Origin of the sequence: Acinetobacter sp. YH16044 (assembly GCF_013417145.1) — a bacterium.
GTDB lineage: Bacteria > Pseudomonadota > Gammaproteobacteria > Pseudomonadales > Moraxellaceae > Acinetobacter > Acinetobacter amyesii.
Genome location: NZ_VPEK01000018.1, coordinates 1 through 12,658, shown reverse-complemented (window position 1 = coordinate 12,658; position 12,658 = coordinate 1). Strand labels below are relative to the sequence as shown.

At 40.1% G+C, this 12,658-nt stretch carries 7 protein-coding genes; 1 reads left to right on the top strand and 6 read right to left on the bottom strand.

The features are described from left to right. Positions 1-9 precede the first annotated feature (9 nt). The 6 genes from FTV38_RS11225 to hrpA form a co-directional block, all read right to left on the bottom strand. The gene (locus FTV38_RS11225; RefSeq protein ID WP_180007353.1) at positions 10-996 is read right to left on the bottom strand and encodes an ion transporter; all 987 of its coding nucleotides are present in this window, start codon (positions 994-996) and stop codon (positions 10-12) included. A gap of 148 nt (positions 997-1,144) precedes the next feature. Further along, positions 1,145-2,860: an AAA family ATPase gene (locus FTV38_RS11220; protein ID WP_180003112.1), complete on the bottom strand. Its 1,716-nt coding sequence runs from the start codon at positions 2,858-2,860 to the stop codon at positions 1,145-1,147. A 96-nt stretch (positions 2,861-2,956) separates the two neighbouring features. After that, the gene (locus tag FTV38_RS11215) at positions 2,957-4,972 is read right to left on the bottom strand and encodes a hypothetical protein (RefSeq protein ID WP_180022511.1); all 2,016 of its coding nucleotides are present in this window, start codon (positions 4,970-4,972) and stop codon (positions 2,957-2,959) included. Between the two features lie 212 nt (positions 4,973-5,184). Then, positions 5,185-5,952, bottom strand: coding sequence for a 1-acyl-sn-glycerol-3-phosphate acyltransferase (locus tag FTV38_RS11210; RefSeq protein ID WP_180022510.1), 768 nt, complete (start codon positions 5,950-5,952; stop codon positions 5,185-5,187). An 11-nt stretch (positions 5,953-5,963) separates the two neighbouring features. Further along, on the bottom strand, positions 5,964-7,079 hold the full coding sequence (locus tag FTV38_RS11205) for a beta-ketoacyl-ACP synthase III (RefSeq protein WP_180022509.1): 1,116 nt from the start codon (positions 7,077-7,079) through the stop codon (positions 5,964-5,966). 30 nt (positions 7,080-7,109) lie between these two features. Then, positions 7,110-11,030: an ATP-dependent RNA helicase HrpA gene (gene hrpA / locus FTV38_RS11200; RefSeq protein ID WP_180022508.1), complete on the bottom strand. Its 3,921-nt coding sequence runs from the start codon at positions 11,028-11,030 to the stop codon at positions 7,110-7,112. Between the two features lie 513 nt (positions 11,031-11,543). Between hrpA and ahpC the strand changes: the two genes are divergently transcribed. Further along, a complete protein-coding gene (gene ahpC, locus FTV38_RS11195; RefSeq protein ID WP_005097370.1) occupies positions 11,544-12,107 on the top strand; it encodes an alkyl hydroperoxide reductase subunit C in 564 nt (187 codons plus the stop codon). Positions 12,108-12,658 lie beyond the last annotated feature (551 nt).

Sequence of the window (12,658 nt, the reverse complement as noted above, 5' to 3'; positions counted from 1 at the left end):
TTTTTCACATTACAAATCAGGTAATTTTTTTCCACAATGCGGGCAATATGCATACTGCTCACGCTCCTGCTTTAATGATTCCTCTTTTTGCTCACGTAACAATTGCCAAATAATATCCTGTGTTTGCTCACGGGTTAAACCCACTGTTTTTCGGATTTCTTCGATTTTTTCAGGCTCAAGTACAAAATCAATTTCACGATTTTGAATCAACTCACGAAAACTGAGTTCTAATTGTTGTTTGCGTTGCTCCAATTCATGTGCCAAACCATTGGCTAAAATACCTGCTGGCAATGCTGCCAAGCCAACCCCTAATATCGTAATCATTGCACCTAATATCCGCCCAACAGGGGTTATCGGTGTTACATCGCCATAACCGACCGTCGTTAAAGTAACAACAGCCCACCACATGGACGCAGGAATAGAACTAAAGACCTCTGGCTGTGCTTTACTCTCAACTAAATACACCCCAGCTGCGGCCATAATAATCATAATAAATAAAATAAAAACAACAGCTTGAAATGAACCTTTTTCACGTTCAATGACACGTAACAAAATTTGCAACGACACAAAATATCGAGTTAATTTTAATAAACGCAGTAATCGTAAAATACGTAAAAAACGCAAATCAAAATGGACAAAGAAATTTAGATATGCAGGTAAAATTGCCAATAAATCAATAATTGCGCCACCACTTTTTACCCAATTCAAACGATTACGCCAAGCGGAGTAAAATGGGTCTTTATCTGCAATCGACCAAAGCCTCAATACGTATTCAACACTAAATACAATGATTGAAAAATTTTCAAAAAAATCAAAGTAAACTTGATAAGACAAATAAATATCATTGACCGATTCGAGTAAAACCGCAGCAGCATTACCTAAAATCAGCAATATCAAAGCATAGTTGAGAAAATGACTAAATTTAGTTTCATAATCATCATTATGTAAATTGTTATAGACAAATTTACGCAGTGAATACCATGCACTAAAAGTCATAATTCAAATCGTTAGCAAATTAACTTGCTACAGTGTAAACCATCGCTTAGGAAAAATACGAATCCTTTAGACAGTCTACTGTTAAATCTATTGAACGATATTAACCACACTTTATTCATCAGTATTTTTCGTATGCACCATATATCCATTATTCCACAAATAATAAAGCCAAACGAACTTGGTCATATCCCATGCGTGGACTGGTTAACTCCACAATTGGACGCAACTTAACCGTGCCGTCATCATTATAATGTGCTGGGTCTTGTCGTTTCGCCAAACGTTTATAGATTTTACGCACCTGCTCAACCACGTCTTCTCCCGGATGTGCCACCGAGATATCTAAACCTTGCTCTTTTTGCAGACGAGCCAAATGGTTAATAATCGTAGCTGGTGTTAAACCACGCTCCACAGCAATATCCTGAATTTCATAACCTTCCTCAAACAACTCCCGAGTTTGATCTAAAGTCGCTGTGGCAAAGCTTTGTTTTGCACCAGTTTTGGCTATTTTCTTTTCATTGCGCTCGATTTCCACTTCATTCAGCGTTCCACCACAATGACGAATAAAGGCTTTATGTTGTACGGTTAAATCAGCCTCTGCAAAATTGGTTTCCGCTTCATCAGAGAGTTCCTGAAAGCGTCGATCAGCTTTAATGGCCAAACTGTCGAGTTCTAAGGCTTGTTCATTAAAACCAAGTAAACGCAAACCATCTAATGTTTTTAAACGCGACAATGCCACATAACCCTGACCTTTCTCAAAAGTATGCGTCAAGTTAATTTCAGCCGCTGCCAGGGTCATCCCTTGAGATTTGTGAATGGTGATCGCCCAAGCCAAACGCAGTGGAATTTGTTGGAAACTGGCAATGGTTTTACCATCATCATTATCGACAGACCATGTTTCAGGTTCTACCACCAAGGTCGTGCCATCAGTGAGTTTTACTTTAGGCAAGATGCCATATTCATCATCTTCTTCAAAACCTATCACTTCACCGAGGCTGCCATTGATATAGCCCACGTCAAAGTTGTTTTTTACAAACATCACTTTGGCATTTTTCTTTAAGGTCAAAGTTTCCGGCGCACGCACTGAAGATTTTAAGGTTTCAATCAGTTTGTCATTACCATCGCATTGAGCATCAAACTGGCGAGATTCCTGTTCAATTTCATTTAGATGTTTATAGTTAATACTATCTACATCCATATTATGGGTATACAAGCGCGTAAAGGTTTCACCTATATTTTGTGAACTTGTCTGCCTTAAAGCATGCAAATGATCGCCCGTAATTTGCTGAGCACGAATCGCATTTAGAATATCATTGAGATAGTCATTACCCTGACGATGTTGTTCGGTCAAATAACACACGCGAAACTTCGCTTCTACCCATGCCTCAGACATAAAGCAAAACTTGTCACGGTTTAATTCACCTTTGCGTCCCACAGGGGGTAACTGGAAGAAGTCACCTGCAACAATGACTTGAATCCCCCCAAAAGCATCTTCACTGTCTTTAAAAAATTTTAAAACTTTATTCACCAAGTTTAATTGCTTGGCATGCAACATCGAAATTTCATCGATGATTAAAACTTGGGCATTTTCCAAATGCTCTTTTAAATATTTACGTTCTTTTAAGCGCTTTAACTCATCTTCGGAAATCGCATCTTTAATCCCAATCCCTGCCCATGTATGAATTGTCATGCCATTCATATGGGTTGCAGCAATCCCTGTAGAAGCCGTAATTGCCACCGGCACTTTGCGCGCTTTTAGATAATTGATGTACTGATTTAAAGTATAAGTTTTACCTGCACCAGCCGAACCTGTTAAAAACACATTTTCGCCTGCTTTGAGCAGCTTGAGTGCAGTTTCTTGTTTCATAAGACCTATACCGTAAAAGAACGGCTATAGCCTAACGATTTTTGACTCAAAAGTTAAGCGCACAACACAGTTTCCTAAATCCGTATTTCGCCAATCTTACTTTAAGCTATTGAACCTATTTAAAAATTCTTTGGCGATATTTACTTTTTCTATTTCTGCTTGGGTATTATTTGAATACTCAAGTTGATCAAAAACCAAAATGTGGTTTTGCACATGACAGCCCAAAGTCATCGATACATGCAAAATGGGATGGTACATATGAAAAGCTACATATACTCTTGCAATGATACTGGCGCTATAACTTGATGCCAAACAATGTTTAAACTGAATAGATTCATCAATAATTCGATCGATGGTTTTTAACTCTTCAAAGACCCAATCTTGAAAATATATTTTGTCGTCAGTTGTAAACGGCTGCCAGACCGTTGTCGCAAATTGACGCTTTAATTGAGTTAACACTTCCTGCTTTTGTTGCTTGGCATGCCAATGTACCGCCTGATGAAAGACTCCATTCCAGGTAATATTTTTTGGGACTGTATGACCTGTAGAATAAGTCGCACTGACATAATCACGCACATAGGCATCAAATACAGATACTCTTAAATTAGCATGCTTTAAATAAAATAAATTTCGAAAATCCTGCAGTTGAATTTTATGCTGTCGTAACATACTTAAAAACTGGCGATTTTCTTGGGTTTCTGGACGGATATAATCCATCAAAGCCTGCGGTAAATGCTGCGTACAACGTACTAAATGTTGCAGATAGGCCTGCATAATACGGCTCAAAGGTAGATAGACTTTTTTTATGGCCTGATCCTCCGCGCCTAACACCTGTCGCATTAAGATCAACCACTCATCTAAATACAAAATCGATGGGCTGATCACTACACGATGGTCATCATGCTGCTGATATTTTCGCTGTAAAACAAACTGTAGATTTTTTTCATGATTAAACCAATCATGTTCATGCGCAATCGTATGACAATTTTGAATAAATAAGCGCGCTGCAACAAATTGAAAATGTTGTAAGGTTGTAAGAATCAATGCGGGATGAATATGCTGCGTATCGACAAAACTTAATGCCGTCACAGCCACTCGTACATTACTGTGTTGAAAATTACGACTCAGCCAATCCAACACTTCGACTGACTGCTTGAACATCCATCGCACTGCACGGTTGTTATCGAGTAAAGGGAGTTTTCCACATTTTTTTTGCCAAATTGCTGTAGCTTGCACAAAATTACTGTGGCTTAATATGTCCTGCTCTGCCCAAACATCCCGATGCATCAAACGAATAAAACCCAACAAATTGGGACGCTCATATGCATGGTCGAGCAACAAAATAATATCTTCTATATGTTCATTTAATTCTTGTAAATTGAACCGATCTTCATAACTCAAACTCATGATCCGGTAAATCGTTGGATCTAAAAATTGTGCTGTAGCAAAACAAATCTCGTCCAAACTATCCATCAAGAGCTGTATCGGCAATATTTCAGCTTCTGTAAGTGAGTTGAGTGCGAACATCTGCTCAATCTTTTGCATCAACCAATGTGGTAGACAGATTTGGCATTCGATATACGTTTGTAATAGCGGTGTCTGATAAATCTGCTGCTCTTGCATCAGCTGATCAAAAATTTGCGCTTCAACTGCTGTCATCTGTGCTAAAAACTGCTGAACACGCGCTGGCCCATTTAGATGTTGAAAAATCGACTGTAAGATCAATTGTCTAAATTGCTGTGCTTTTTCTCTGAGCAAGAGTGAATGTTGCGGCTTTAGGTCGCCAGTAAAAAAATACAATTCATGAAATAAGAAATCTTCTACTACTTCAATACATGGCACGGTCGAATGCAATTCAACAATTTTGATGGGTCTAAATGGACTTCTAGGAAACTGATAGCCAATCGATTCACGACTTTGTAGCTGTAAGGTCCACAGTCCATTACACAGTTGAATGCGGTGCTGCTCTTGTTCAATTTTAAAGATATTTTGTGAATTGAGTGCTGTAGCAAGATCCATTTGCTCTTGATACAACTGCTTTAAACTTGGAGATATTCGAATAAGTTGCCGAGCAATATGCTCAAGCTGCGGGGTCAAGCTTTTCTTTTCCATCTTCCGCCCTAACGATCGTTGATTATTTTTCAACCTTCACTATAGTCAAAGTTTAATGCTCCGACTACTGCCATTAATCAGCCAAATAGCTGTACAAAAGGTCAATACAAAGGCGTTCAATAAAAAAATCTAAAAGCTATTGTTGTGACAAAATTCACCATGATTTTGAGCTGTGACGAATAAAAATGGATGAAGTTGAAGAGTAGTCACTATTATTGATCTGTAGAATGTTGTTCTGAACGGATTTTCTTCAGCTGTTCTATCGCAGTGTAAATATCTTGTTGTAGTGCCTCTCGATAGAGCTTTAAATCCTCCACACTCTGAATATGACTCAAACTTTGACGGGGTAAAAATTGAAAATAGAATGGAATGCGCTTGGGGATAATTCGTTTGGGTAAAGACGGAATCACATCACCATGACGTAATAATTTATCGATTTTTTGTATTTTTAATAGTTGTTTAAACCAACGATGTTCAACAATCACACTGGCATCAAAACCCAGTTCAAAGACTTCATCTCCACCTAAAGCGGCAAAAGGCACGATATCATAATTAAATTCTTGCGCCAGTTTTAAAAAGCCATAACGTTGCTTCCAAATCAGTTGATAGGCTTCGCCTTTTCGCTTCAAAACCTCTCGACCGCCACCGGGAAAAACTAAAATGGAATAACCTTGTTGCATCACTGTTCTGACATAGTCCTGAATACCTTGGACTGCACCGAACTTTTTGACCATGCCACGCCAACCAGGCAAATAAAAATGGCTATGATCAGCAATACTGACCACAGCCACTTTATGTTCATTGTAGAGATAATCAATAATCACCGGTGAATCGAGTACACCGTAAATTGTATGATTCCCTACATACATTGCAGGTTTTGATGCATCAATATATTCAGCGCCAAAAAAGGTCGGCGTGAAATACATGCGGGATAAAGCGCTTAAACGCTTTATCCATTTTGCATCATGTTCAACCTGCAAATGTGCTGACCTTAGGCAGCATCATGTTTTTGAACAAGTACAGAACCTACTGAGTAGCCTGCACCAAATGAGCAAAGTACACCATATTCGCCATGGTTTACTTCATTCGCAGTACGGTGCAATGCAATAATGACACCTGCTGATGAAGTATTGGCAAATTCATCAAGAATGATTGGCACAAGGTCTGGCTGAGCATGTTCTTTGCCCACAACCAGTTTCAGAATCAATTCATTCATGCTGGCATTCGCTTGGTGTAACCAGAAGCGTTTTACATCTGTTGCCGCAATTTTATTGTCATCCAATTGCTTAGTGATCATTTTCGCCACTAATGGACACACTTCTTTAAATACTTTACGACCGTCTTGACGGAAACGGTTGTTGTCGATGTCAGCATCGACTTCACTCATATTTAAGTAACCGAAGTTGTTACGAATGTTGTTTGAGAACTGAGTAAACAGGTCAATATCCAACACTTCAAAACCAGCTTTGGTTTCAGTTTCTTCAATGATCGAAGCCGTTGCAACGTCACCAAAGATGAAGTGACAGTCACGCATACGGAAATCTGTATGACCAGATGTGATCTCAACGTTCACCAATAACACGCGACGAGCGCCTGATTTGATCGCGTCATAGGCTTGCTTGATACCAAAAGTTGCAGCTGAACATGCAACGTTCATGTCATAGGCATAACCCTGAATACCCAACGCAGTTTGAATTTCAATTGAAACGGCTGGATATGCACGTTGAATGTTAGAGCACGACAAGATCACAACATCGATGTCTTCAGCAGTCACACCCGCATTTCCCATCGCTTGCTTTGCAGCAGCTACGCCCCATTCCGCTTGAATAGACAATTCATCATTTGAACGTTCATGCAATACTGGACGTAAACGTTTTGGATCTAAAATACCGCTTTTTTCAGCAACATAACGTGCTTTTACGCCAGATGCTTTTTCGATAAATTCTGCACTTGAACCACGGCGCGCTTCTAGCTCACCGGCTTCAATTTTTTCAGCATTATCACTGTTGTACTGTTCCACATAAGCATTTAAAGCTTCAACTAACTCTTCGTTAGTAATTACGTCTTCTGGATGATAAAGACCTGTACCCGTAATGCGGATGCCCATGTAAAACTCCTTTTAGAAATTACCTATATCTTAACTGATTCCGAGCTTATCCCATACTTTTTGCAAGCGGGATGGAGAAATTGGCATCTTGGTCTTCATTGGTTGAGAGAAAATAGAGATGCGTAACTCCTCAACCATGAAATACAATTCTTTAAGGCGAGTGTCATTTTTAAACTTAAATAATTTTTCCATCCATGGGTCAACTTGATCAATGGCAGAATTGTCCCTTTGTAGGTTATTTGGCAAGCGGTCTAAACGCAAGACTAATGCCTTCAAATATCTTGGAAATTCGAGCCACACATCGGAAGTTTTGCCATAAACAAAATCTGAAAGTTGCATCAAATCGAGTTGATCTTCAATGTCATCAATGTTCTTTCCAAACACAGAATCATCTAAAACCAACAATTTCCGACGTATATCCTGCCATTGAATATAGGTTTCAGTTAAAACGGCTAATGCTTGTTGCCCATGGGTTAAGAAAGATTTCTTTACATTTAAAATCAGGTTTTGGTACTCCTGCACATTGACAGGTAGCTCATTTATTGCAAGCTGAAGTGTGGCATAAACTAACATTTGCTCTAGTTTGGCTTTGTCACCTAGCGGTGAATAAGCCAATGCCAAGGGTTTAGAAATCTGTTTTTTCAACTGACGAACTAAGTCCCCCAGCTGCATATGAACCAAACGAATGATCCCTTCGCGGTGTTGTTTAACTGCTTCAAATTGGTCATTGAAGGTCTGAATCACCACACCCGATTCGTCTTTGGCATCCAACTCTGCAAAGCCTTTGACTGGAACAAGCGCTTGGTATTGTTTCACCACCACACCCGTGACTTTTTGTGATGCTTCGAACACAAAATTATCAGGGAAGGTTTTAAACTCACCTTTTAACTGCTTAACTGGGCTGTGAGTTTCCGTACGACAGCGTGCTTTGAGTTCATCTAGATCACGACCTTGCTCAATCACACGGCCTTTTTCATCAATGACTTTGATTAAAGGCAGCAGATATTGCTCAACGCGCTCCCAAGAAAAGTCCTTATCTGTGATTTGCTCACCACGTAGTTGGAACGCCAAGAAACTAAAAATATGCTCGCGCAAATGCACGGCATCGACACGATCCATCAATTTACGCGCTGTATCTGGTATTGGCACCAAGTGACGGCGTTTATCCTTAGGCAATGCTTTAAGCAAGGCTTCAATCAGGTCTTGTCGCCAACCAGGTATACCCCATGACCAAATATTTTCATCCACTTGCGGCAAAGCTTGAACTGGAATTTTGACCGTTGCACCATCTTCATCATGACTTGGGTCAAAACGATAACTTGCAGCCAAACGCAGTTCACCATTGCGTAGGTAGTCTGGAAATTGCTGGGTCGTTGGACGGTCATTCATCCAAAGCGCATCATCATCGATAAATAAATGCCGTGGATTTTTCGGTTCTACAGTTGCACGCCAGTCTTCAAAACTACGACGACTTGCCACCTCTTCAGGCACTTTTGCAGCATAAAATTGGTAGATGGTTTCTTCATCCACCACCAAATCACGACGACGCAGTTTATCTTCAACGCGCTCAACTTCTTCGAGTTTTAATAAATTGTGTTTTAAGAACGGCGGCGTAATACCCAAATGTCCCGTCGTCAACGCATCGCGTAGGAAAATTTCATGCGCCGCCAGATGATCCACTTTTTCATAATTAATCTGACGACGTGGCTCAATAATCAAACCAAATAAAGAAATTTGATCATAAGCATTCACCACACCAGCTTTTTTCGACCAATGCGGCTCAAAATAATGATGCTTCAATAAATCGCCTGCAGCCAATAGAATCCATTCAGGTTCAATTTTCGCCAATGTACGAAGATATACCTGAGAGGTTTCCACCATCTCAAAAGCCATGACCCAAGGTGTATTGGTTTTATGCAAGGTTGATGCAGGGAAAATACGTGCCTTTTGCTGACGCACCGCCATGAACACGTTACGTTCATCGGTTTTGTTGGCAATAAATGAAAGTAAACCCGTTAATAGCGCACGGTGCAGATTTTCATAATTGGCCTTCTTTTCATTAAAGGACAGTTTTAAGCCTTGAGCCAAATCCACCAATAGCTCATGGGTTTTTTTCCACTCACGGAGGCGTAACCAACTAAGGAAATGGTTGCGTGCAAAGGTTCGACGCTTATTTTCACTCATGTCACGGTTAGCGACTAAAGCTTCCCATAACTTGATATAGAACAAGAAATCTGAGTCAGCCTCACGGAACAAAGCATGTTTCTGATCGGCCTGCATTTGTTTATCCGCAGGACGTTCACGTGGATCTTGTACCGCTAAAGCAGCGACAATAATCAAGACTTCATTTAATACGCCAAAATGCGCTCCGCCCAAAATCATCCGTGCAAGACGCGGGTCGATTGGCATTTTCGCCATTTGCTGACCAATTTTGGTTAAAGCACCATTTTTATTATTCGCATGTTTTGTGCCTTGTTTTGCTTGGTTTTCCGAAGCAACTTGCGGTGCATACGCCGATTTTTCTTTTAAAGCACCTAATTCAATTAATAGCTTACGACCATCATTCACCAAACGATGATCTGGCGGCTCAATAAAATCAAAGTCTTCTAATTCACCAAAGCCCAAACTTTGCATTTGCAAAATAACCGAGGCCAAGTTGGTTCGTTTAATCTCAGGCTCGGTAAATTCAGGACGACTCATAAAGTCTTCTTCTGAATATAGTCGAATACACACACCCGGCGCGATACGACCACAACGACCTTTACGCTGATTTGCTGCCGCCTGTGATACAGCCTCAATCGGTAGACGCTGTACACGTGAGCGATAGTTATAACGGGATATCCGTGCAAAGCCACTATCAATTACGTAGCGAATATTCGGTACGGTTAAAGCCGTTTCTGCCACGTTGGTGGCAATAATAATACGTCGCCCACCGCCTGATGGATTAAAGATCTTTTGCTGTTCTGCCAAAGCCAATCGAGCATATAATGGCAAAACTTCGGTATGTCTTGGCCCAAACTTTTGCAGTGTTTCCTGTAACTCACGAATTTCTTGTTCAGTGCTGGCAAAAATCAAAATGTCGGCATGTTCAGGATGACCTTTTTCCTGCGCATCTTGAAAACATTCTTCTACAGCTGAAACCACGGCACGAGGTAAATTTTCTTCAAAATCGTCAAATTCATCATCATCACTGCCGACAATACTCAGCTCTGAAATCGGACGATAACGCAATTCTACAGGGAAGCTTCGACCTTCGACTTCAAAAATAGGTGCCCCATTGAAGTAATTAGAGAAGCGATTTACGTCTAATGTCGCGGAGGTAATGATAACTTTGAGATCTTTACGACGTGGCAAGAGCTGTTTGAGATAGCCCATGATGAAGTCGATATTTAGCGAACGTTCATGCGCTTCATCGATAATAATCGTGTCGTATTTATTTAAGAATCGGTCATTGGCCAGTTCAGCCAATAAAATACCGTCGGTCATCAAACGAACGATTGAATCTTGTGAACCTTGTTCATTGAAACGAACTTTAAAGGAGATCGACTCCCCCAGCTTTTCGCCCACTTCTTCGGCAATACGCTGCGAAACGCTACGTGCGGCCAGTCGACGAGGTTGCGTATGTCCAATCAAACCCGTTAAACCACGACCTGCAAGCATGGCAATTTGCGGTAACTGCGTGGTTTTACCCGAACCGGTTTCACCTGCCACAATAATCACTTGATGCTTTTGAATCGCATCGATCAGTTTGTCTGCATACTGCGTAACAGGTAAGTCTTGATTTAATTTAATATTTGGGATGCGGGCAATCCGTTCGCGGACTTTCGCATTCGACTTTTCAAACAGTTCTTTATGCTGCTTTTCGTTGGCGTCTTTTCCCTTACGCAATCGATTTAAACGGTGAACATCACGAGCCATCACCATCTGATCTACATTTAAATCTTTCGCCACCAAGAATACGCCTTACAACTACATGAAACCCGATATTCTACTCGGTTTCATCGCATTTCCCAATGCAACAATTGAAAACCCGAAGTGAATTTATCTGGCGCGACTGGCGTGGTGCGGTTTAGATCTCAAATCTGAAAATAGGATGAATTCGCCATATCCCCCTTCATCCGCCTAATTGAACAAAAGAAATGCTTCGCTGATGAGCGAATCGGCATGCCTAAAGATGGATTAAATCAACAATAGAAAAATTTAAATCACTTTTTTTAAATTTTACCCTTGAATTTTAAGGGGTGTGACTTCATGTCTGTGTAGGACGTTTAGAGTAGTTCCTGTCATTTAATCCTCACACAACTGCGGTTAAATGAGATGAAATACTGGTCTATTGGGAAATGAGTAAATCACTATTAATTCGGATTTTCCGATATTAGTTATGTAAAAATACTATTTCAGCAATAAGAAAAATTTCTGTACCCTATTGGAAATCAAAAACAAACCTCAATCATGGAGATAATGATGAGCTTAATTAATACTGAAGTTAAACCGTTTAAAGCTACTGCATTCCAAAATGGTCAATTCATCGAAGTAACTGAAGCTGATCTTAAAGGTAAATGGTCTGTTGTATTCTTCTACCCAGCTGACTTCACTTTCGTTTGCCCAACTGAACTTGGTGACCTTGCTGACAACTATGCAGAATTCCAAAAACTAGGTGTTGAAATCTACTCAGTTTCTACTGACACTCATTTCACTCACAAAGCTTGGCACGATTCTTCAGAAGAAATCAAAAAAATCCAATACGTAATGGTTGGTGATGCGAACTGGACTCTTGCTAAAAACTTTGACGTATTAATCGAAGCTGACGGTCTTGCTGATCGTGGTACTTTCGTTATCGATCCAGAAGGTAAAATCCAAATCGTTGAAATCAACGCTGGTGGTATCGGTCGTGATGCTCAAGAACTTCTTCGTAAAGTTAAAGCAGCTCAATACGTACACGCTCACCCAGGCGAAGTTTGCCCAGCTAAATGGAAAGAAGGCGATGCAACTCTTGCTCCTTCAATCGACCTAGTTGGTAAAATCTAATACAGATTAGATTGAACTGATTCAAAAACCACGCTTTATAGCGTGGTTTTTTTATGTCTATTATTGGCGAGCATGTACCTCTATACACCCTACTACGCAGTTCACACTTTATTCATACAACTTTAACGCTCTAGCACTTTCCACATATCTGTAGATATTCATCAAGTTAGAGATTACACAAATATAATAAAAATGAGCCGCAAACCTGATGGTCTAGACTTACATCTTTGTCGGTATTTCAGTATTTTTAACATGAATTTTAGGTCAATTGCTTATTTCAGGAAGATGTAAGCCCATGAAAAAATATTTCGTCTCGATCAGTTTAATTTTATGTTCGTTTACGACTTTTGCTGCCGTGAACTGCGAAGGTGAAATTAAAAACCAAAGTATTCGTGAAGATATTAGGGTCTGTTGACATTTGTTGATTAAAAAAATAGCGAGATAGTAAAATTAAATCGCCAAACCCAATTTTACACTCGCTATGCCTCGAACAATGCTAAATGATCAACACTGGTCCAAGTTACTTGCTATTTTCCGTCACTTTAATATTT